A 23956-nucleotide genomic window follows, 5' to 3' on the forward strand; every position below is an offset into this window, starting at 1 on the left:
TTGATTGTAAACGAATAGCCAAAATTTACAATATGAAATAGAATATTAACAATCAATTTACTTAATTTATATATAATTATATTCAGAATGATAATTATAAGGGAGGATATAGAATTATGGATAATGAAAACAACATTTTTATTTCTAGTTCTACAATGATGCTTGAACCATGTAAACACCCTTATTACCGTACAAAAATCATCGACAGTAGCGGAAACCATCTTTACTCCTGTCAGACTGCTCTCCAACTTATACAGAAATCTTGTCTAACAAATATTCATTCTACCTATCAAGGGAGACGTAATGCCGTAAAAACAAAATTTAAATTTAAACAAAACGTTCCAATTCCGATCAATCATAGAGAATATATTTGCGCTTTCCCAACAGAATCTCCTGCTTCTCCAAATTGTATTTGGCTTTTCTTCAAACATGTTCATACAATAGAGTTTTTCAAAAAAGCTAAACGAGCTAAAATTCATTTTTCAAACGGAGCTACCGTAACAATACAAATTAGTTCCCATAAGCTAAGTCAGCAATTATGGAAAGCTGGATATGTATTATCCCAAATGAACATGCAAGATTCATCACCTTAATAACAAATAGAATGGAAGGTAGTATTTCCTTACCTTCCATTCTATTTGTTATTTTTATCCTCTTACACTATCTCGCATTTTCTCGAGTGCTTGCCGATACATCCATCTTACTTGATAATATGTCATTTCCGTCTCTAAAGCGATTTCTCCCATCGTCTTCCCTACAAAAAAACGTTCAAAAATAATATACTTCTCCTTCTCGTCTAACACACTCATAAAATCCTTCACTCTTATTTCGACATCTTCAAAATGAAAGATTTCTTCATACTCACCTACACATACATATCTTTCTTGCAAAGTAGATTCTTTCTTCAATCTTTCTAATATATAACCACGCACCGTTACAAGTGCATATGCAGGGAAATACCCCTTCTCCGCATCAAATCTTTCATACGCATGCCAAAGACCAATTAAACCACATTGATAATACTCTTCATAATCTTTACGAATACCTAATTTCTTTATTTGATTTACAATCATCCCTTCATACAAAACAACTACCTCTTTAAAAGTCGCTGGCTTCACACAGTACCCGTTTCTAAAAGGTATACCTTTCTATTATTCCGCGGTACCTTCACAATATAAAAATAAGGGAAAGATTTCACTGTGAGTAATTTCAAATACTACCGATGGAATTTGAAATTACACTAGATAGTATTTGAAATTTTGTTGGTGGTATTTGAAGTAAGGGTAAAAATAAAAAAGGTGACTCTCTTGAAGAGTCACCTTTTCTATTTTATTTCCTTATTGGAACATACCTTGTAAAGCTCCCATTCCAAGAGTTAAAACAAAGAAAACAATAGTAATAATTGTTGCCTGCTTTTTAGTTAAACCTGCTGTAATTTGAAGACCTAGCCATGTAACTGCATATCCCCAGATTGTAAACACTTCAAATTTACTTACAATACCTTTTACAACACCACTACTTGAGGCGAAAATCGGTTCTAGGCCAGTGTACATTTCTTGACCCGTTCCACCTAAAATATATGCTAAAATCGTATTTATTAATAAACCAAGTAATGAAATAACACTTGAATATACAGTAATCGCTAATAATTTTTTATAAGAAGTATCATTGCTTATAAACACCATTAACACTTTATACACCACAGCACTAAGTAGAAAGACAAATGCCATACTAATAGCAATTACCCCAAATCCCATACCGTATGTCATTGCAGCTGAAACAGTAACACCTAATTCCTTATTAAGCTTAATTGCCTCAGGTGTTAGAGAATATACATAAGCAGCAAATCCCCCAACAAGCCCAGCTATTAAAACAAGTAGCCAAAATGCACCCCAAACTGCATTACTCGTCTTCATTCTCTCAAATTGCTCACCTGGAGAAGTAATCATTCCTAATAATGATGGCTTCTTCGCACCCACATCTTGCGTATTAATATTTGCTTCCATTATAACGCCTCCTTCTATTTATATAACCCGTTCTAACGGGCGGTTCACTTCCTCACGCAAGAGGCTACGAACCGCCCATTAGAACGGTAATGTGTAGTTCTACTACACTATTAATTACTCATAACGCAATGCTTCAATTGGATCTAATTTCGCAGCTTTATTTGCTGGAATTAATCCGAAAATAATACCGAGTGTCATCGAGAACAGTACGCCTCCAACGACAACTTCCCACGAAACGAGCGGTGGCCATTTTGCGAATGTGGAAACGATATATGCTCCGCCGTATCCAAGACCAATTCCGATTAAACCACCTAGAAGTGTTAACATAACAGCTTCAATTAAAAACTGTAATAAAATTTTACTACGTGTTGCCCCGAGTGCTTTACGTACACCAATTTCACGTGTACGCTCCGTTACAGATACAAGCATGATGTTCATAACACCAATTCCACCAACGACTAATGAAATACCAGCAATACCACCGATGATCATTGTCATAATACCGGTCATCTTCGAAATACCTTCTTGAATTTCTTTTAAATTCATAACTTCATATTTACCAGTTGCATCAGTCGGTTTACGACTGTTTAAGACATCTGCAGCTTTTTTACCTGCTTTTTCTAGATTATCTACATTTTTTGCTTGAACAGAAATATTTTGAATTTCATCTTTTCCATACAGTGTCGGCCATAATGAAATTGGAACTAGTGCTTCTGATGGTCCCATTCCCATAAACTCATTATCTGATTTGTAGACACCGATAATTTGCATCGGTTGACCTTTCATTTCAATAATTTTACCGACTGGATTGGCATCCTTAAACACCTTTTCTTCCATTTGTTTACTAATCATAACAACGTTATTACCTTGATCCACATCTGATTCTTGTAAAGAACGTCCCTTTAACAACTTTACTTTATTTACTGCAAAGTACTCGCTATCTAATCCAGTAATACTCACCATTTCTTTTTTATCTTCAATATCAAGTGGTTCCATGCTGGAATTTGTTGTTACCACATGTGCGATTTCTGGAATTTTTTTAATTTCAAAAATGTCTTCTTCAGTTATCTTCGGTGCTTCTACCATTCCCATACCGAAAGGATCGTTTATATCTGCACTATAATGAATCGGAACCGTTTGATTACCTGCCCCAACAAACTGCGATTTCAATGCAGCTTCCCCGCCTTGCCCAATCGCAACGACAGTAATAATTGAACCTACCCCGATAATAATACCGAGCATCGTAAGAGCTGAACGCAATTTATGAGCTAAAATAGAAGAGAGGGCAATTTTTATACTATCTAGTAAACTCATACCGCACACCTTCTATCTTCTGTAACTTTCCCGTCTCGCAGTACAATGCGGCGGGAAGAATACGCTGCTACTTCCTCTTCATGCGTAACCATAACAATTGTTGTACCTTCTGCATTAAGCTTCGTGAAAATATCCATAACTTGCTCACCAGACTTCGTATCAAGTGCACCAGTCGGTTCATCGGCCATAATGAACGTTGGATTATTTGCAATCGCTCTTGCAATCGCTACACGCTGCTTCTGTCCACCTGATAACTCATTCGGTAAATGATGCACGCGATCTGCCAATCCAACTTTACCTAACGCCTCCAAAGCGCGCTTGCGACGCTCCGCTTTCTTCACACCACCATATACGAGCGGAAGCTCAACATTTTCCACTGCGGAAAGACGAGGCAGTAAATTAAAGTGCTGAAATACAAACCCAATATATTCATTACGAATTAAAGCAAGTTTTGACTCGTCTGCTGTTAAGATATTCACGTCATTCAGCTTATATTCGCCTTCTGTTGGACGATCTAAGCAACCAATAATATTCATAAGCGTTGACTTACCAGAACCAGACGGTCCCATAATCGAAACGAACTCACCGCTCTGAATCGTTAAACTAATACCATGCAAAATCGGCACCGCCAATTTTCCTTGATAATACGTTTTAGCAATATTATTTAACGTAATCATTTCTCTTTCACTTCCATTCCGTCATACACATCGTCGGAAGGATTTTTAACCACCTTTTGCCCCACTGTTACGCCTTCTACAACCTCTGTCCAGTCTCCATCAGTAGAACCTTTTTTCACATTTTGTTTACGAAGCTTCCCTTTTTCCTCAACATAAACAAATGCATCCTCGCCTTTTTCTACAATGCTTTTACTTGGAACAGCAATCATCGTCTTATTCTCTAAGTTTACTTGCAATGAAACGTGGTAACCTGGAGATAAACCGTCTTGACTATCAAGACTTGCTTTATATGTATACTGAGACATATTTTGAGTTGCTTCACCCATGCCGCCAGCTTGCGCCATCTCTGCACTCGTTGGGAACTCACTTACCTCTGTAATCTTACCTGTCCACTTCTTTTTATTATTTGCTTTCGCTGTTACAGTGAATGTTTGATCCTTTTGAATTTGTGACTTCTGAAGCTCAGTTAACGTACCTTGAACTTGGAATGGGTCTTTAGAAGCTACTTGTAAAAACGATTTTCCTTGACCACCTAACGCTTGAGATGAACTTTGTGCCGCATCTTTATCTAACTTTTGAACAACACCAGCGAAATTACTATAAATCGTAAGCTCTTTCTGCTTCTTACTTAACTCTTCTTTCTGCAACTTCCCTTTTTCTTTCTCAAGATCAGTTGTCTTTTGAGCAATCTCCAGCTCACTTACTTGCTCGTCCATCGGATCCGTTACTTCTTTCCCAGCTCCGCTATCTTTCGCCTTCTTAATTTCTTTCTTTAGCGAATCAATCTTCTTTTTCCCTTGATCATAACGCATATCTGCCATCTTCTGATCAAGTTCAGCTTGCTTCATCTGAAGATTAATCTCTTCATTATCATAAGAGAATAACTTCGTGCCTTTCTCTACCTCTTGCCCTTCTTTTACCTCAATATCTTTCACTTTCCCTTTGGCAGGATCTGCATAGAAGCTTTCAATATTACCAGGCTTCACCTGACCAGAAATTAACTTCGTATTATTCAGCTTACGCTCTGTCACTTTCTCAAAACTTACAGCATCAGCATTTGTTGATGCACCCTTCTTCTTCCCTTGCATAACAAAAATATTAATTGCTGCTACAATAACAATTAGTGCAATAACCCCAATAATAATCCATTTCTTCTTCTTGTTTGGAGTACGAACCGTATTTGGTAACATATTCTCGCTCCCTTTTATAACTTAATAGTTTAATATAAAAATTGTATAAAACTTTCTGAAAACAGATTACATATTATTACATTATTTTTACAAAGTTTTACACATCCATTTATATTGTAACAAAAATTCCAATGATTAGAAATATGACATTATATCTTTTAAGATAGATTTAAGGAAAGGAAAAAGAGCAATTTTAATTGAATGGAAGCCATTCTTTATTAACATACTTCTTGCCAAAATGAATCATTAAAATCATTTTCCTAATTGCACCATCGCTATTTTGTCATATATATTTGACATTTCATCTATTCAATTATAAAATGTCACATATAAATGACATTTCGGTACACGAGGTCTACAACCATCAATGGGAGGGTTATATTTGAATAACGTTAAACAATATCGAAAATCTGAAGGGCTATCGCAACTAGAGTTAGCTAAAAAAGTTAACGTGGCGAGACAGACAATAAATTTAATTGAAAACAAGAAATATAATCCCTCTTTAGCCTTATGTATCGAATTAGCAAAAGCACTAAAAACAGATTTAAATAGTCTATTTTGGGAGGGAGATTAAATGATGAAAATTGAATGGAAAGAAAGAGTTTATAATAGTTTTGTTGGAACACTAAGTGAGAGAGATGAATACCAAAAACAAGAAATCAATAAAGAGTTATCTGTAGCTGGAATTGGTTTGTGGTGGTTAAATATGTTGGTAATGCTTATTATGTTACTTGTTGATACTATGAATCACACAATATCTATAGGGACAATATTCATTTTTCTATCTAATATGATTTATGCTAATTACTTAGCCTTTAAATTCAAGAAAAAAGGTTTAAGTGATACTGAATGTGCAACAAAAGAAGAATATTTACAACACAAGAAAAAATTAAGAAAAGCTGGCTTAAAAGCAGGTGTGCTTTGGGGCTTTCAAATGTTTGTTTTTATGAATTATATCCTTCCCTATGTAGGTTCAGAGGAAATCTCTATTTCTTTATTTAAGGTTGTAATTTTCATCTGTGGCGGCGGATTTTTCGGTATAACCATGTATCTATTTGGTTTATGGAATCTAAAAAAATTATATTAATTAACAAAAATCATTTATATATTAAACTGCAATTTTTCATACTGTTTGTTTTTTCTAATATAAAAGCTATCCAATCACACACAATTGGATAGCTTTTCAAACAAAATATTACGCTACTTTAGGATCTTTTCTCTCATGTCCACGTTGAACAATAAATAAGAAGATTGTTGATAAAACCGCTCCTGTTAATAGTAAGATGAAACAACCATCCCAGCCAGAACGATCAACAATAACACCAATTGCTGCGTTAGCTACAAGACTTCCGCCTACATAACCGAATAAACCACACATACCAACTGTCGTACCTACTGCAAATTTCGGTACTAATTCCATTGCACTTAAACCGATTAAGAACTGTGGTACATAAATTAAACAACCGATAATAGAAACTGCAATACTTACAACAAGTACGCTAGTTGCTTGCCAATATATAAACGTACCAATAACAACCCCAACCATACTAATAATACATAATGGCATACGTTTTCCTTTAAATAATTTATCACTTAAAAAACCAACGATTAATGAACTTGGAATTGCCATACCTTCAAAGATTGCATATGCCGCATGCGCTTCTGCTTTTGAAAATCCTTTAACTGTCGTTAAATAAAGTGGAACCCAGTTAATAACACCGAAACGAATTAAATAAACAAATGCATTTGCAATACATAAGAACCATACAAATTTATTTTTCACTACATACTTCATTAAAATTTCTTTTGGTGACATCTTGTTAGCATTATCTGCTTTTTCAAGATTTTCATAGTCATTACGATACTCATCAATTGGAGGAAGACCTTCAGATTCTGGTGTATCCTTCGCATTAATCCAAACAAGAACTGAAATTACCATTGCGATAATTGCAGGGAAAATAAACACGCCGCCTTGCCAATGGTTTTCACCAAAAATACCTACACCAATTCCGACAAGTGGTGGCACAAGCATTCCACCAACGTTATGTGAAATATTCCAAAGACCTGTTTTCGTACCGCGTTCTTTCTTCGAGAACCATTTCGTCATAACAATACTACAAGGTGGTGCTCCCATACCTTGTACAATACCGTTAACAACAAGTAATGTAACAATCATCCCAAATGAAGATGCAAAGCCAAAACAAATATTTACAAGCCCTGATAAGAATAAACCGACTGCAATAAAGCGCTGGGCGAAAGCTTTATCTGATAAATTCCCCATAAAGAACTTACTAAATCCATAAACAATTGCCATTACTGAACCTAGTAGACCAATTTCAGCTGTACTAAAACCATATTCTTGTACTAAGTACGTACTTGATAACGTAAAGTTACTACGAACTAAATAATAAGCAGCATATCCAACTGAAATCCCGATTAACACACGAATACGTAGTAATCGATATACACGGTCGATCATATCCGCTGGCAATCTTTCAATTGCAGGTGCTGGCTTGAGCCATTTAAACATATATTTTCGTCTCCTTTTCTCACTTCAGAGAGAGACGCTGTCTATTCCATATCTCGATTATCCCGCTATTTGATATATTTTGGTTCGTCCTTCTAACCGGCTGTCCTTCTATTTCTTTCTCATTCTTCGCAAACATCGTTGGTACGCCAAACGACACTTTTTCTAAAATGTGACCCGCTTCTTCTGATAAACAATAATCAATAAATAAATCCGCAATAATACCACTCGGTGCACGTTTTAGTTTAGAAATCGCATTAACGGATAACCCTGTTTGCTCAGGTTCGTTACTTAAAATAGGAAAGCCTTGTTTTTGAAGCATTCTCTGATCTCCCATAAAGTTGATGCCTATCATATATTCACCGCTCGCAACAAGTTCTGCTGGGATGTAACCATTCACTGTTACTTCTCCAACTTGTTCTGCCAGATTCTTCACATATTCCTTCGCTTCCTCTTCACCTAATGTATCAATAAGTGATTGAAAAAACGTATATGCTGTACCTGAAACATTTGGATCGGGCATGACAATCTTTCCCTTATATACTGGATTCAATAAATCTTTCCATCTTAACGGATACGAGAGACCGAGCGGCGCTATTTCCTCGTTCCACCGCTCTTTATTAATCGCAATTGCCAGCTTCTCCACTTCATAACCGTACCAATAACCATCTTTATCTTTAACGGTTTTCGAAATACGATTTGCATGTTGGCTTATCACAGGAATAGAAAGATTTTTTTGCTTCATCATTTGATGCGCATCTACTGTACCGCCAATAATAATATCCGCCTTCGGATTGCCAGCTTCTTCTTCCACTCTACGAAGAAGTTCTTCTGTTGAAAGACGAATAAATTCATACGTACATCTGCGTGGCTTACAAAATGATGAAAGTAACGCTTCACCAACTTCCTCACGAGCCGCTACATACGCAACAATATGACGATCATCCAAAATAGGGAGACCATTTTTACTATATTTAATAGAGGTTGTATCTCGAGAGCAACTAGACATCGCTCCTCCAATTACTAGCAAAAAGAAGAAAAAGGCTATCTTTCTCATGACGCATTCTCCTTTACGAATAACTCTGCTAGAGAGCCTTTCATATACATGACGTTTCCGTTATTATCACCGAGATATTGCACCACAAAGTACGATGGATACACAGAAATCGTAAGAATATCTTCACGATCATTCTTTACACGCTTACCTGTTTTATAAGCTGTAATATAAGCAATCGGTTCATTCTGCGATTGTAATAACTTCTGAATTTCTCCGTAATCTGTAATTTGCTTTGCGTACCGAATAGAATCAAGTATGTGCGTAAGATTGATAGTACGTACCACATCACCTTGACGTACTACGACATCCTTTGCCGAAGCAAAGAAATCACTAATACGCTCTGGCGTGTAATACAGGCTTAATAAATACGTTTGAAGTGCTGAAATCATCGGATCCATGCCATTCTTTCCGTATACATTTTCCCCATACTGGAACAAGTCACCTACTGCAAAAGTACGCTTATGTCCATTCAAGTACGTTACTTCTCCAGTAAATACTTGTTCTTGGCTCTTAACGCCCTCAGGCTCTATTCGAATTCGGTCAAAGAATGAAACAATCGTATGCAAACGAACTTCATCCGTTACAACAATTTCTCCCCACTTTTCATGTCTTACTTTCACTTCAATTGGAAGAGATTCATTCACCCTTTGTAAAACGGCTTGTTTATCATTTACAATGTTGATTCGATTATATATTTGCTTCTCCATAACATAAAACAAAACAAGAGAAACAATCATACAAATGACAAACATAAGAATTTGAAATGATAGCCTTTTCATTTCTGCCTACCTCCAAGATAAAAAAACGTTGTTTCGAAAATACCGCATAATTGTTTCATAAATGTATCATTTAACCGCTTTCAAGTTTTTTATGTCTTCCATCCTTCTCGGAAGCAAAAATGTAATGAATATTGTAGTACCTATTTCTTCACTACTCTCAATCCGCATGCTTCCGCCCTGCTTATTCATAATCTCCTGACAAATATACAAACCATAACCATTCCCGTAACTAGACGGAAGTGCCTTTCCTTTCGGAGACTCATTCCACTCTGCAAGCACCACTTCATCTATACCGATCCCATCATCATGAACAAAAACCTTCGCCTCATGCTCATTTACAATTACATTCATACGAATGTGCGAAGCATCACTATATTTAATTGCATTATCAAGCACATTTAAGAAAATTTGCTTCGTCTTATCAAAATCCGCAACAACATGTACACCCGTTAACTCATTTATCACTTCAATTTCAAATTGATTTAGGCGAGGCTTCACAATTGAAACTGCTTCTTCTGCCAATTCCTTTATATTCACAACTGTAGGAGACACTTCAAACGTACTCTTCCCATATTTCGAAGACTTAAGCAGTTCCTCTACAAGTGATAATAAACGCTCACTTTCCACAGCCACATAACGAAGACTTTCCTGTACATCTTCTTTCGATTGTAACTTCGGAATTAAATCAACATAACCGATAATTGCCGTTAGCGGTGTTTTCAGCTCATGCGTAATGCGGTCTAGGAAATCTTTCTGCTTCTCTTTCTCCTCCTGCAATTGCTTAATATGCAGCTCAATTCCATCGGCCATCGCGTTAAAAGATGCTGAAAGCTGAGCGATTTCCACGTACTCATTTAACTCAATCTTACTCTTATAATCACCATTCGCGAGCCGCTGTGCCATTTGTCTCAACTGATCAATTGGTTTATGAAGAGACTTCGCCAAACGAATCGCAAAGAAAATACCCGCAGCTACTAAACAAAGGGACGCCATTAAGAATGTCCAGCTCACATTTGTTAAAACTTCCTTCTCACCCGTTAACTCATTTATAAAACGAATACTTCCAATGACATCGTTTCCATAATAAACCGGGCTTGAAAACAAAAGAATGGGAGCTGGATCCGCCTCCTCAAAAACATAAGACTTCTTTCCCTTCAAGGAACTCTCAATGTCGATGTTACGGTGAAGCAATGCTCCTTTTTGTGTATCTGCAACAACATCGCCATTCTTCCCGATCATCTGCACACGGACATCCATACGCTTCGCTAAATACGACGCAATTAAAAGTGAATTAGGACCAAGCGTATCCACTTCTGCTTCCTTCTCTAAATAATTCATCGTATAAATTTGTGCTTCTACACTTAACTTTTCTAAAGAATCTGCTGCGTTATGATACATATTCTTTTCTAACGTAATATAAACAACTGCATATAAAAGAACAAAAATCGGAATTAACAGCCCAACTATTCCAAACACCATATTTCGCTTTAAAGACATACCATCACCACTCAACAATCCAGTTTATAGCCAACGCCATAAATTGTCTTAATATATTCTCCGCTCGTACCAAGCTTCTTTCGAAGTCTCTGCACCATAATATCAACTGCTCTCGTATTTCCGATATACTCAAACCCCCATACTTTCTCAAGTAACTCATCCCTCATAAACACACGCTGCGGATTTGAAACAAATAACTGACATAAATTAAACTCTCGGTACGTTAACTGAATCTCTTGTCCACTCACATGTACCTTTCTTTCCTTAGGACAAATCACTATCTCTCCAGCCTCAATTACTTCATGACTTACAGCGGTCTCCGTCTTCTTTACACGCCGCGCCATATTCTTAACCCGAAGAATAAGCTCCGCATAATTAAACGGCTTCGTCACATAATCATCAGCACCAAGCTGCAAGCCAAGCAACTTATCATTCATCTGACTCTTTGCTGTTAACATAAGCACCGGAATATCCCTATCCCTCTCACGGAACAAACGAAGCAACTCATACCCATCCGTATCCGGAAGCATAACATCCAAAATCAATACATCCGGCCCTTCATTCCATCGCTCTAAAGCTTCTCTCCCATCAGCCGCTGCCAATACTTCATAACCTTCCATCTCCAACTGCATCCGAATCAAATTACGAATACTCGATTCATCATCAACCACAAGTATTTTCATCATTCTCCTCCTTCCATCATGTATTATAGTACAGTTTAGTATAGCAAAAATCGTACAAAAAAAGAGAGGGTATTGTCGAACATATTTTGTCGACGATACCCTCTCTTTCACTGATTATATTTATTTAGCATATCCATTCGGTTGCTTTTGATGCCAATTCCAAGCATGCTCAATAATTGTTTTCACATTTACATACTTAGGATCCCATCCTAACTTCTCTTTCGCTTTCTGAGAAGAAGCAACTAAACGTGCTGGATCGCCCGCACGGCGCGGTGCTACCTCGGCAGGAATTTCATGATTTGTAACTTCGCGAACTGCATCAACAATTTCTTTTACACTGAAACCATTACCATTTCCTAAGTTATAGAAATCACTCTCTCCGCCGTTTTGTAAATCCTTAAGCCCTAAGAAATGAGCTGCCACTAAATCTTCAACATGAATATAATCACGGATACAAGTACCGTCTGGTGTATTATAATCATCACCAAACATCATAATCTTCTCACGTTGACCTAAAGCCACTTGCAACACAAGAGGAATTAAATGTGTCTCTGGGCGATGATCTTCCCCAATAATACCATTTGGAGTCGCACCAGCCACGTTAAAGTATCTGAAGATCTTATAACGTAAATTAGAAGCTTGGCTATACCAATGAAGCATCTTCTCGATTGCTAACTTCGTCTCTCCATACGTATTCGTAGGATTTGTCATCGTTTCTTCAGTAATAAGATCAACATCTACCTCACCATACGTTGCCGCAGTAGAAGAGAAAATGAACTTATCTACCTTAAACTCATCCATTACCTCTAATAAACAAAGTGCACCATACACATTGTTATTATAATATTGAAGGGGCTTCTCCATACTAACCCCAACTAAAGAATCAGCTGCAAAGTGCATAACCGCCTCAATATTTTCTTGTTTAAAAACATCCCTTAAAAAGGCTTTATCACGAAGGTCGCCATTATAAAACTTCGCGCCTCCCGTAATTGCATCTTCATGACCAGTTTGTAAGTTATCTACTACTACTACTGATAAACCTTCGTCTACTAATTTTTTCACAGCGTGAGAACCGATGTAGCCAGCTCCGCCACAGATTAAAATTGAATTCATTGTTTTCCTCCTACTATTTTCAGTATCTTAATTATAAAAGGAAAAGGTATACGGGAACTCGTACACCTTTTATCTCTCCTTCATTACTTAGCTACAAAATAATCAGTTACATGTTTCGCCCAAACATCATGTCCTTTTGCACTTGGGAAACCAAATTCTTCTTGTAGGTATGGTAAAATTGCTTTCGTTGAAGCATCCGGCCATGCTCCCCAATGATCAATATATGTATAATTATTTTGCGTTGCAAATTGTTTTAATGCTTCAATCGATTTCGGATAATTTTTCGCACCATACACTGGATTTGATGGTTGAATCATAATCGTAGCACCCTTTGCACTAGTAGAAAGTGTTTGAACAAACTTCTGTGTATTCACAACAGAATTCCCATTACCAGTTTTACCATTATCGGTAATAAATGGAGGTTCAAATAAAATCACATCTGGATTGTCTTTCGCAATCTCTTTATCACGCTTATTTGCAATTAACTCCTCTGTGCTTTCACCCTTATATTCCTTTACCGTCACATTCCATAAACCTTTACCATAAGCAGTTTCTAAATTAGCTGTTAACTTAGCTGCCCAAGCATTTTTTTCAGATGAAGAAGCTTCATCACCAACAATAACAAGATTTACTGCCTTTTTATCCTCAGCAGCTTTCTTTAACTTCTCTTTCACTGCATCTGGCAAGTTCTTCGCGTATGCCTCATTAAAAGATGACTTCGCATCTTCTTTTTTCTCTTCTTTTTTCTCTTCTTTCTTTGCTCTGCTATCTTTTACTTCAGCTTTTGTTTTCGTTACTTCACTCGTTTGTCCTGTTGCATTTGCAATCTTCTTATTCCAGTACAATTTACCGCTCACAATCGAAGCTACAAACAATACAAAAATAACAAGGACAAGTACTGCTTTCTTATTCATCGATTCACCTCATCTATTAATCTCACAATATATAATACTAATATAAATCCATGCAAAAATAAACCCAACTCCTTCCAAAGGAGTTGGGTTATTACATATTACTTAGTCAATTCAAGATGTGTTCTTAACTTATTCGTTAAATCTTGTTTTGCTGCATCCGGAACATAGTAGTACCAAATACCATCAGCAGCTTTGTGACCATCACCTGGGATTTGGATTTCTTCACTATTCTGCATGCAATCTTTATAGTTCTTTTGAATATCAAACATTTGGTCTTGCGTTAAACTTGTTTTAACGTTTTTCTCAATTGCTTTTAATACATCACCGTAACTTGCTAAAGAAGAAACTGTAGCACCCTGTTTAATTACTCCTTGAATTACTTGACGTTGGCGCATTTGACGTCCGAAATCACCACGTGGGTCAAGCTTTCTCATCCTAGAATAATGTAATGCCTTTCTACCATCTAAATGAATGTTTCCTTTTTCAAAATGAATTCCTTCATATGTGAAATCTAAATCATTATTTACATCTACACCACCAACAGCATCTACAATATCTTTAAATCCATCCATATTTACTTCAATATAATGATCAACTGGTACATTAAGAAAATTCTCTACTGTTTTTACAGCCATATCAATTCCGCCAAAAGCATAAGCATGATTAATTTTATCCTTTGTACCTTTTCCAACGATTTCTGTATAAGAATCACGTGGAATACTAACAATTTTCATAGATTTCGTCGTAGGATTTAATGTAAATAGCATTAATGAATCCGACCTTCCTTGGTCTTCACCACGTTGGTCTACCCCCATCATTAAAATAGATATGGGTTTCTGATCTGAAATATCTACCTTCTTTTCTCGTTTTTCAGATTTCTCACGATCTAATGGTTTATGAACAGCATCTAATGTATTAGAAACATTAGAATAAACAGTATAAGCATATACTCCACCACCGACAATAAGAATTCCAATAATACCTAGAACCCAGAATAAAATTTTCTTTTTCATTTTTTAACCTTCTTTCGAAAATCGAAATCTTTTCTCAAAAAACATAGTTACAATTATAGCCTAAATGCATTCAAAATATCTATAGTCATCATAAATAATCAAATTCCTTTATGCACTTAATTGCAAGAATTCAAATTTTCATATACCCTTCGTATAAAATATCTAATTTAATAAAACACATTTTTAACCAACCATTTGCAATTAGTTCATTATACTCTTATGCTTGCTAAACTTCTTAGTTCATATAGATTATTAAAATTGTAATAAGAAATTTGTTTACTGCTTATATTCATACAATTACGTGTATCAAATATAATAGCCTTTCTTGCGTTATCAATAATGACTTGTTCATCTATTTGTTTAAACTCATTATGGTCTGTTAGTACTAAAATACATTCTGCATTTTTTACAGCATTCTCTAGACTATATAAATTAAAATGGACTTGATTTTCATGAACATGAGGATCATGTACAGCAACTTCATAACCCTGTTCTTTAAGTAAATCTACAATTGTCATAGCTGGACTTTCTCTGACATCATCAATATTACCTTTATATGTAATTCCTAAAACTGCAACTTTTGCATTTTTATCTGGAATAATTTTTGCTAATTGCTCTACAACAAATACAGGCATAGAATTATTTATAAAGCGCGCATTAGAAATTAATTGAGACTCTTCGGGTGCCTTTTCAATAATAAAATACGGGTCCACTGCTAAACAATGTCCTCCAACCCCTGGTCCTGGAAGATGTAAATTTACTCGAGGATGATGGTTAGCTAATTTAATAACTTCTAAAGCATTTACGCCAAGTTTTTCAGAGATTTTTGCTAATTCATTTGCTAATGCAATATTTACATCGCGGAATGTGTTTTCCATAAGCTTAGACATTTCTGCTGTTACAGCAGTAGTTTCAAGGATTTCCCCTTTTACAAAACAACCGTAAACTTCGGCTGCTTTTTGCGTAGATTTTTTATTAATCCCACCAACTATTCTTGTATTCTCTACTAATTCTATTAAAATACGTCCAGGTAACACACGTTCCGGACAATGTGCAAGGTAAATTTCTTCCCCTACTTTCCATCCCTGTTCCTCAATAATTGGAGCCACTATATCATCAATAGTTCTTGGCGGAATCGTAGATTCTACAATTACAATACTTTCCTTCTGTAAGAATGGTAAAATAGACTTAGTAGCTTCTACGACATAGTCTAAATTTGCAGTATGATCAGCATTGTGTGGTGTAGGAACAGCAATAATAAACACATCAGCTTTGGTTGGTTCTACACTAGCGCTTAATTTCCCCTTTTCTACTACATCTTTAACTAATTCTCCTAATCCAACCTCTTCAATATGAACTTTACCTTGATTAATCATTTCAATTGCAACAGGGTTTACATCTACCCCTATAACATCATATCCCGCTTTTGCAAAAATAGCTGAAGTTGGTAAACCAATATAACCTAAACCTACCACACAAACTTTCTTATTCATTTTCACCAATCCTTATCTTTTTATTATTTAGCTCATATATCAAAATTATAATAAATATAAATTCATACAAACTTATACTTACTAGAATATTTCATATAAAAATACTATACTTTATTATTCTTTCAGTTAATAAAATCCTATTATTACGTATTAATGATGATTAATTCTTTAATGATAAAGACTCATTGCACTACCTATATTTTTTTCATTTGGAATATAACTCTTCTATTGAAGATAGCATTTTTTCAATTGTAAAGGTTTCTTCAAATGTCCTAAGACTATTTTTAGATAGCTTGGCATATAATATAGGATCTTTTATAATTTCTAATATTTTTTGTGTTCCCTCTTCAGCATTATCTTTATCAAAAAGATAACCATTATAATCATCAAGCACTATTTCATTATTACCTACAACATCCGTCGCGATAATAGGCTTTTTATATGATAACGCCTCTATTAATGAGTAAGGCATACCTTCATATAAGGAGGTAGATAGGAATATATCAAAGCGATTTAATTCTATATCTGGATTCGAATGAAATCCTTTTAATTTAATAAATTTATCTAAATTATTTTTTTGAACATAATCGAAAACTTCTTTAAAATACTCTCCGTCCCCAATGTACACAAACTCAACGTTTTGATTTTCCCTAATTACCTGTTCAGCTATACGAATAAATAACCATGGGTTTTTTTGATAATCCATTCTCGCAATCGTTCCTACTATCAATTTCTCCTCACAATCTTTTAAAGGAAATTTACTATCTATAGCGGGAAATGAAATACCATTATATACTACCATTGACTTATTTAACGAAATGACTTTATGCTCCAAGGCAAATGTTTCTTCACCTTTTGAAACATGAAGAACTTTTGTTGTTAAGAAGCCTAATAATTTTTCGATATTTTTATATACAAATTTTTTCTTTGGGGATAAATTTGGGTTTTGAAATACATATGCATGTGGTGTATAGTATACCCTTTTTATCCCACATATTTTTGCCGCTATCCTGCCTATTGCACCTGCTTTAGAGCTATGACAATGAACAATTTGTGGCCTAATTTCTCTTAGTATTTTTATAATTAATTTTGTAGCTCTTATGTCATTCTTAATTGATAATTCCCTTACCATTTCTGTGACTTCATAAAAATAAAGCCCTTTTTTCATAAGCTTATTTTTTGCCGATAGAAATACATCATCTACCCGCTTAGTACCATGTACAACATGTACCTCATATTCATCTAAATCTAGATTGGAGAGTACGTCCACTAAATGTCTCCTAACTCCTCCACCTAACGCCTCACATATAAAAACAACCTTTTTCATTGCTCATGACCCCTTTTATCATTAGTTAGAAGATCTACTTAGTAAAGACTTAATACCAATAATTAGTTTATTAGGAGCTATTAGCAAGATAAAAGATTTTACTAATCCCACATAACTTTCTAAAACTAGGGGGTTAAAATATTTTTTTTGAATTTTAATTCTGCTATATAACTGTCTCTTTCGCCTACTTAATGAGATACTATTAGGATTAATTTCTTTACAAATGAGAACTTCATCTAAATTTGAAACCTCATACTTATTCATTATCCTAAAGAAAAATTCGTAATCTTCTGCTGCTGGGAAATCCGTATGATATACACCAATATCCTTAATAATCACTGTTCTAAACATAACAGATGGGTGTGGGAAACAACTATTAATATGCATCTTCTTTTTTATCTCTTCTGTTGAAAGCGGCACACGCTCTATAAACACTTCTTTACCATCCATATCTGTATGCCTTACGTTCGATCCTATCAACATATAATTTGGATTACCTAACATATATTGTTTCTGTTTATAAAATCGATTAGGTTCAATTGTATCTCCTGCATCTATCCTGGCAACAAATGTATAGCCATTATCACAAATATACTTTAATCCTAAATTTAAGACATGCTCAATTCCTTTATTGACTTCGGATTTTATAAAAATAATATGGTGAATTCCTATATTCTCAGGAACATTGATTGGTTCCTTACTACCGTCATCAACAACTACTACATCTACCTTCTCTTTTGTTTCCTTTAATAAAGATTCTAAGGTTTGATTTAAACCAGCTTGATCGTTATATACAGGAATTAATAATGCTATTTCTGGCATACACTCGCTCCAATCATTTTTCTAATATAAATGAGAAAAGGGATTACAGGAATCTAAATTAATCTGGATTCCCCAATCCCTAATTCTGTTATATATATCTTAAATTACTCCAGTTGATTAATAGTTGCATTAGGACTATTTGTGTTCGCTCGAATCTTTTTTGAAGAATTAAATTTAGATATTGACATCTTATTAAATGCAGCAAGTCCCCCTAGAAATATAAGCCAATAGCTTAATGAAAAATCGTATGGCCTTTGGTAAATAGATAGGAAGTAAATTATACAAAAAATCCAGATATACCTATTTCTCATAGCAAAAGCATGCCCCATAAAGTATATGGTATGAAGGACGAATAATAAAAATCCATTTACTACTACAAAGGTTTTCCAAGATAATGCCTCTGAACCATAAGCATTTGCTTTATAAAAATACTCTTTTTCTTTCATCCCTAACAATAAGTTACCATCTTGCAAAAATTCCTTATATATTTGTTCGAATGCTGCGTTCGCTCTATTATTTCCTTCTAATTCGTTATTTCCTAACTCCAATCTGTAAAGAATCTTTTCATATACATAAGTATCTTTAGGTACAGTATTCATTAATATTAGTAGCACACCCATTGATAGCAAAGCATATTTGTACTTCTTTATCAAAAGATATAAAAATACAATTACATAAAAAGCAAATGAGAAAGAGCATATCCCTGCTACAAATAATATTTTCTCATAACCTCTACGCAAAGAAAATCCTTTAGATGCTAAGATTAAACCACTAATTGTTCCAACTACTCCTGGTTCATCAAACATTCCACAAATTCTATCAATACTTCCTCCCCAAGGGAGGAAGTACCTTTGATCTGATCCGTTAAAAAAGTGGTAGATAGATAAATTAAAGTAATTCCTATAGTAAGGTTTTGTCCAAGATGTACTAGATAACTGAGACCATTGTAAATCTATTCCTACAAATAAAAGAATAGCTATCGCTATTGCTGGTATAAGAGATATGGCAACTATTTTAATAAAATTATCATAAATCTTTAAACGTTCCTCATTCCTTATCAAAACTAATGGGATAAGTGAAACAGAATATAGCCATAAGTTACGAATAATATTCTCATCCTTAAAACTAAAAATTGCTATTAATATAAAAGCTAAAAAAGCACTAAATATATTTGATTTATTAATTTTGTAATCCGATATACTAATCCATAATAAAAATACTGAGATATGAATTATTCCAAAGAGAGGTATTATGCTATTGTTCCATGTGAAAAATGGATTTAACCATAAAAATCCCAAGAATGCTGCCATAAATATATATATCTTATAAAAAAGTGAATCTATTCTACCTTTTTGCATTTATTTATATCATCCTATCTTTAATCTTACTCTATTAAATATATTTTTAATGTCGCAAGAACCCTTCCCATATTTTTAGTTAACTAATTTATCTTCCTACCGTCTTTATTAACATATTTATTATTTAAATTTAATCAAGCAAGTCCATATATTTTCTAGCATTAGAGGCATAACTATAATATTCCTTTAAATCTGCATAGTTAAAGTCTGCACTATCTAAACTAATTTCAAGTAATTTATCTGCAATTTGTTCCTTTTGATTATTTACATTATCAAATAGTTCAGTTAAAGTTGATCCTATATTCAAAATTCGTTTATTTGCATACAAATAATCAATAATTTTACTAGGTATTTGACTTGTACTCTTGTTATTTAGATTAATTAACAAGTCCATTTTTTTCATAATGCTAATAATTTCACTTCTATTTTTAAATGTATTTACCGTAATAGGAATTGTTTTTATATCCAATCCCTCAACTTTTAAAAATTCTTCTAATGCATTTACATTTCCAAAATAATGAAAATGTAATTTTGGATTATTTTTACTAGCTAATACTAGACCATGGATAAACTCCACTGGGCTCCTAATCCCTCTATAAAAAGACCCTGCGTACATTATATTAAATTTACTCTTATCTATTTTATAGTTACTTTCACCCTGTTGTTCTTCAAATAATTGAGGGATAACATGAATTTCCGACCTATTTACACCAAGATTAGTGTAGCAATCTATCGCACTTTCTGTTGGTATTACTATAGAATCTACATTATTAAGTACCCTTGATTCTAGAAACTTATCGTATTTCCTTATCTTTCTATCTGGATTAAAAGAAAAAGGATCTCCATAATCTGCTATCCACTTTAAATGCGAAGCTTCTTTTTTTAATAGGTGTCCTGTAATATGAGTAGAAACCGGTAAACCTATAGTCACCATAGCTGCACTGTTACTATGCAATTTGTTTTTTCTAACATAGCGATATGCATTGATGGCCCACTCAATTGTTCGATCTGGCCAAACAAATACATCATATAGTTTTTTCAAACCTTTAATAAGAAAATTGCTACGGGGATTATTTAATATATTTTTATTAACATCCCATCTATTTTTTTCTTTATGGAGTAAAATACCTGGCTTCACTTGATGTACAGTTATATTCTCTGATTCTTTAGTACCCATCCCTTGATACATAGTATTTCTAGGAATTATTAAATCTACATGATATCCCTCTTGTATCAAAGAAGATACAATACCTTTCACATGGAATGCACGGGCTACATTTTCCGGATAATACCAATAACTGATTACCATTACTCTCTTCATATTCCGTAATAAATCCCTTCTCGATTTTATTTAAATTTTATATTATATAAAGTAATTTTATTTTTATTATTCCTTCTTTAGTTAATTAGAAATGTATAAAAAAAATTTTATTTATTCCTAATAATTCGTCCGTAACCATTTGAATAGTAATTGAATTCTGGATTAACAATACTTGTTCCAAAATCGGTTATCACTACTTGTTTGTCACATATTTCTATTTTCCTATATACTTTCTGACCATAACCACTATGGCACCCTACAAAACTATTATTTTTAAATTCCAAACACTGGCTATTTGTATTATGTTCTAAACTAAACAAACCATTCAATCCAGCATAAAAATTATTTTGTTCTATATCACCTGATTGGATTGTAAAATGTGCTTTTGTTGATCTAAATAAATTTCTTTTCTCTGGTATTGGGGTGTATAGATATGTTCCAGGATCTTTTATAACATTTTTACCATCTATTACTAATTCGATACTAAGTTGATCATTATGATCATGACTTCCTTTTCCATTACTACCTAGCTTCCCACATCTAATAGCTAAATAAAAATCTTGAGATTTAAAAATATACATACCAAAGTCAGGATATGCTATCTTTTTTATACCCTCAACTAAATTAGATTTAGAATAAAAAACATATTGAACAAAATTTTCTTGTTGCTCTAATTTATTTATTTCATTTTTTTCCTTTTTATTTATAGAGATTTCTAAAACATTATATTTTAAAAACGGTAAAATAGATTCTTCATATGTTTCCATATGATCCTTCACCATATTTTTAATTAATACATATTCTATAGAAGGTTTATTTACAAAGCTAAAAAATTTCTTCCTTTTAAATAAAGCATTAATTCCCGCTACTAGAAAGCGATGTTCTAAAAAGTCCTCATCCCAGTAATTTTCTTTATCACTTAATTCATTATAAGTACTTAAATTTAAGTATCTTTGCTTAGCTTCCTGAACTGTTAATAAATTATAAGACGGCTGTATCTTAAAGAATCTTCCACTATCATTATCACCAAACTGTGCAACCTCTCCATTAGGCTTAGTAATATCAGCTGTAAACTCAGCCGTTTTTTCTAATCTCTCTATATACCAATTTGGAAAAATTTTTCCATTATGGAAATCCCAAAATTTATCCGAATCAATTTCAAATCCTAGTTTTTTACAAATTTCAATATGATTTTGCAATCTATAACTATGCAATACCTTTATTTTCTCTTCAGGTAATGCTAGCGCTACTGTTGTTGCATAAAGCATGAGTTCGCTAGATAAGCGATGATAAGTAGTTGAATTTTCAAAGTTTGAGCCTTCTTCATAAAATTGAAAACTCATCTCTTGAATTAATTCTTGGAATGAAAAATTTAACCACTGTGATACCACTTCTGTGGCAGGAAGGTATGTAGCTATAAAGAATAGCCCCACAATATTAGATAAATAATGATTATTCCTTATATCCTTATTACGCTCTAAATTATTAAAAATAAAATTACCATGATCATGCATAGAAAGTACAAATATTTTTTCAAATTCCTTATCAAATTCGACTCCTTGTACTTTAAATAAATCATAAACTAAAAGCCAATTAGCCGCCCGAATCGCAACGTCCATAGTACATGTCCAATTCACCCCGAATTTAGGTGGGTTTGTAGAGATGAAATCAAGGATCTCATCTTGAAATTCTCTTACATATACATATGGACTAGCAAATCCTTCCTTTCCTTGTTTCGCTAATTTATATGCCCATACAAATTGAACTAAATGTTGCATTCTTGAAAGCTCCCAAGGCACTTTAATATCGACTCCCGGTTGTTTACCAAAAGATATTTTAGAAGAATGCTTTCTTGAATCCCAACAATAACCTGATTTAAAATCTATTCTCCAATCTATCGGTAAATAGTCATCTGATATTTTACTCCGAACATATTTACTATAAGGGATATTTTTTTTATTAACTAAATTTTTTATCAATCCATCAACATTATTTGATTCAATTTTTTTAGCAATATATCTATACTCCCCTAGCCCCCTACATTCTATATTATGTTGAACCTTAGTCCATCCGGATCCTAACAAATCAAAATAATGCTTTAAATAGAGGGATGTTGTTTCTTTAATTTGCTTGATTTCAAAATCAGTAAATTCGTACTCTATGGGATCTAAAAAAATATTTTCCAACTCGTATTTATAAATTTTTTTCGAATAAGAGGGATATAAGTTATCTTGAAAACACTTAATTTCTTTAGAAATAGTAGTAAAGGTTTTTTTCTTAATTTTTACTACTATTTCCTTTGGGGATAATCCTTTTATCTTTTTTAAATACACAAAACCCCTCCTAATATTAGTATTTTTCACTTATTCCATTTTAAGATATCTACTTGGATCTGTACCTAAAACTCTCGCAGGTACTCCTCCTACCACACTATTATCAGGTACATCCTTAATAACAACCGCATTAGCACCTATTACTACATTATTTCCTATTTTAAAATCTCCTAATAATCTTGCACCAGGGCCAATATAAACATTATCCCCTATTACGGGTGGACCACCATGTCCAGCTCTGCCTCCTATGGTACATCCTTGACCAATAACGCATTTTTTTCCTATTTTACAATTTTTATGCAAAACAACTCCTATGCCACCATAACCAAATGAACTATTTTCACCTATTTGAGCAGTATGAGGTATATTTGAATTATGCACTAAATTATTTATTTTTGTAATGATTTTTGCTATCCTAAAATTTCGTTTTAAATATTGCTTTCTAGCGATTGAATATAATCTATAGGCATCTAACATGCGTTTCATCCCCTTAACAACCATTTATATAAAAAAGTATTAAACTACATAACCA

The 23956-nt window shown here is 33.8% G+C and carries 23 protein-coding genes; 3 read left to right on the plus strand and 20 right to left on the minus strand.

The genetic code is table 11. The annotated features are described in order from the left end of the window. Window positions 1-116 precede the first annotated feature (116 nt). The gene (locus ACYFX0_RS16795) at window positions 117-593 is read left to right on the plus strand and encodes a competence protein ComK (protein WP_000368313.1); all 477 of its coding nucleotides are present in this window, start codon (window positions 117-119) and stop codon (window positions 591-593) included. Between the two features lie 54 nt (window positions 594-647). Here ACYFX0_RS16795 and ACYFX0_RS16800 read toward each other — a convergent pair whose 3' ends face one another. The 5 genes from ACYFX0_RS16800 to ACYFX0_RS16820 form a co-directional block, all read right to left on the minus strand. Beyond that, window positions 648-1118, minus strand: coding sequence for a sigma-70 family RNA polymerase sigma factor (locus tag ACYFX0_RS16800; protein ID WP_460270992.1), 471 nt, complete (start codon window positions 1116-1118; stop codon window positions 648-650). Between the two features lie 219 nt (window positions 1119-1337). Continuing rightward, window positions 1338-2006, minus strand: a complete 669-nt coding sequence (yknW, locus tag ACYFX0_RS16805; protein ID WP_000387928.1) for a YknW family membrane protein — start codon at window positions 2004-2006, stop codon at window positions 1338-1340. Window positions 2007-2120: 114 nt separating this feature from the next. After that, entirely contained in the window at window positions 2121-3320 is a 1200-nt protein-coding gene (locus ACYFX0_RS16810; protein WP_000054346.1) for an ABC transporter permease, read from the minus strand. Then, window positions 3317-3997, minus strand: a complete 681-nt coding sequence (locus ACYFX0_RS16815) for an ABC transporter ATP-binding protein (RefSeq protein ID WP_000631619.1) — start codon at window positions 3995-3997, stop codon at window positions 3317-3319. Before ACYFX0_RS16815 ends, ACYFX0_RS16810 begins: the two co-directional genes overlap by 4 nt. Continuing rightward, on the minus strand, window positions 3994-5187 hold the full coding sequence (locus ACYFX0_RS16820) for an efflux RND transporter periplasmic adaptor subunit (RefSeq protein WP_081144096.1): 1194 nt from the start codon (window positions 5185-5187) through the stop codon (window positions 3994-3996). Before ACYFX0_RS16820 ends, ACYFX0_RS16815 begins: the two co-directional genes overlap by 4 nt. Before the next feature lie 382 nt (window positions 5188-5569). On the opposite strand from ACYFX0_RS16820, the gene ACYFX0_RS16825 reads away from it, so the two are divergent. Continuing rightward, window positions 5570-5761: a helix-turn-helix transcriptional regulator gene (locus ACYFX0_RS16825; protein WP_001067014.1), complete on the plus strand. Its 192-nt coding sequence runs from the start codon at window positions 5570-5572 to the stop codon at window positions 5759-5761. Beyond that, window positions 5762-6274, plus strand: a complete 513-nt coding sequence (locus ACYFX0_RS16830) for a DUF3278 domain-containing protein (RefSeq protein WP_000975590.1) — start codon at window positions 5762-5764, stop codon at window positions 6272-6274. 108 nt (window positions 6275-6382) lie between these two features. Here the strand turns inward: ACYFX0_RS16830 and pgtP are convergent, their stop codons facing one another. The 15 genes from pgtP to ACYFX0_RS16905 form a co-directional block, all read right to left on the minus strand. Continuing rightward, window positions 6383-7717, minus strand: coding sequence for an MFS transporter (gene pgtP, locus ACYFX0_RS16835; RefSeq protein ID WP_000477603.1), 1335 nt, complete (start codon window positions 7715-7717; stop codon window positions 6383-6385). Window positions 7718-7736: 19 nt separating this feature from the next. Further along, complete coding sequence (locus tag ACYFX0_RS16840; protein ID WP_042596732.1) at window positions 7737-8771, minus strand: ABC transporter substrate-binding protein; 1035 nt, start codon at window positions 8769-8771, stop codon at window positions 7737-7739. Next, window positions 8768-9550, minus strand: coding sequence for a DUF3919 family protein (locus ACYFX0_RS16845; protein WP_000826618.1), 783 nt, complete (start codon window positions 9548-9550; stop codon window positions 8768-8770). Before ACYFX0_RS16845 ends, ACYFX0_RS16840 begins: the two co-directional genes overlap by 4 nt. A gap of 66 nt (window positions 9551-9616) precedes the next feature. After that, window positions 9617-11047 carry a HAMP domain-containing sensor histidine kinase gene (locus ACYFX0_RS16850; protein WP_079246190.1) on the minus strand — a complete coding sequence of 477 codons (1431 nt, stop codon included), beginning with the start codon at window positions 11045-11047 and terminating at the stop codon, window positions 9617-9619. An 11-nt stretch (window positions 11048-11058) separates the two neighbouring features. Next, on the minus strand, window positions 11059-11730 hold the full coding sequence (locus ACYFX0_RS16855; protein WP_000699556.1) for a response regulator transcription factor: 672 nt from the start codon (window positions 11728-11730) through the stop codon (window positions 11059-11061). A gap of 120 nt (window positions 11731-11850) precedes the next feature. After that, window positions 11851-12843: a UDP-glucose 4-epimerase GalE gene (gene galE, locus ACYFX0_RS16860; RefSeq protein ID WP_106081675.1), complete on the minus strand. Its 993-nt coding sequence runs from the start codon at window positions 12841-12843 to the stop codon at window positions 11851-11853. Between the two features lie 83 nt (window positions 12844-12926). Further along, window positions 12927-13757: an SGNH/GDSL hydrolase family protein gene (locus ACYFX0_RS16865; protein WP_106081676.1), complete on the minus strand. Its 831-nt coding sequence runs from the start codon at window positions 13755-13757 to the stop codon at window positions 12927-12929. Window positions 13758-13855: 98 nt separating this feature from the next. Beyond that, entirely contained in the window at window positions 13856-14770 is a 915-nt protein-coding gene (gene tagU / locus ACYFX0_RS16870; RefSeq protein WP_029443643.1) for a polyisoprenyl-teichoic acid--peptidoglycan teichoic acid transferase TagU, read from the minus strand. 209 nt (window positions 14771-14979) lie between these two features. Continuing rightward, on the minus strand, window positions 14980-16263 hold the full coding sequence (locus tag ACYFX0_RS16875) for a nucleotide sugar dehydrogenase (protein WP_001036872.1): 1284 nt from the start codon (window positions 16261-16263) through the stop codon (window positions 14980-14982). Window positions 16264-16468: 205 nt separating this feature from the next. After that, the gene (locus ACYFX0_RS16880) at window positions 16469-17590 is read right to left on the minus strand and encodes a glycosyltransferase family 4 protein (RefSeq protein WP_106081679.1); all 1122 of its coding nucleotides are present in this window, start codon (window positions 17588-17590) and stop codon (window positions 16469-16471) included. 21 nt (window positions 17591-17611) lie between these two features. Continuing rightward, the gene (locus ACYFX0_RS16885) at window positions 17612-18412 is read right to left on the minus strand and encodes a glycosyltransferase (protein ID WP_106081680.1); all 801 of its coding nucleotides are present in this window, start codon (window positions 18410-18412) and stop codon (window positions 17612-17614) included. Window positions 18413-18516: 104 nt separating this feature from the next. Next, window positions 18517-19770 carry a transcriptional regulator gene (locus ACYFX0_RS16890; protein ID WP_097853599.1) on the minus strand — a complete coding sequence of 418 codons (1254 nt, stop codon included), beginning with the start codon at window positions 19768-19770 and terminating at the stop codon, window positions 18517-18519. Between the two features lie 130 nt (window positions 19771-19900). Further along, window positions 19901-21091 carry a glycosyltransferase family protein gene (locus ACYFX0_RS16895; protein WP_097888484.1) on the minus strand — a complete coding sequence of 397 codons (1191 nt, stop codon included), beginning with the start codon at window positions 21089-21091 and terminating at the stop codon, window positions 19901-19903. Between the two features lie 107 nt (window positions 21092-21198). Next, a complete protein-coding gene (locus ACYFX0_RS16900) occupies window positions 21199-23424 on the minus strand; it encodes a heparinase II/III domain-containing protein (RefSeq protein WP_106081681.1) in 2226 nt (741 codons plus the stop codon). Window positions 23425-23454: 30 nt separating this feature from the next. Beyond that, window positions 23455-23901, minus strand: coding sequence for a serine O-acetyltransferase (locus ACYFX0_RS16905; RefSeq protein WP_097853602.1), 447 nt, complete (start codon window positions 23899-23901; stop codon window positions 23455-23457). Window positions 23902-23956 lie beyond the last annotated feature (55 nt).

The sequence above is a fragment of the Bacillus sp. NEAU-Y102 genome (assembly GCF_054788175.1).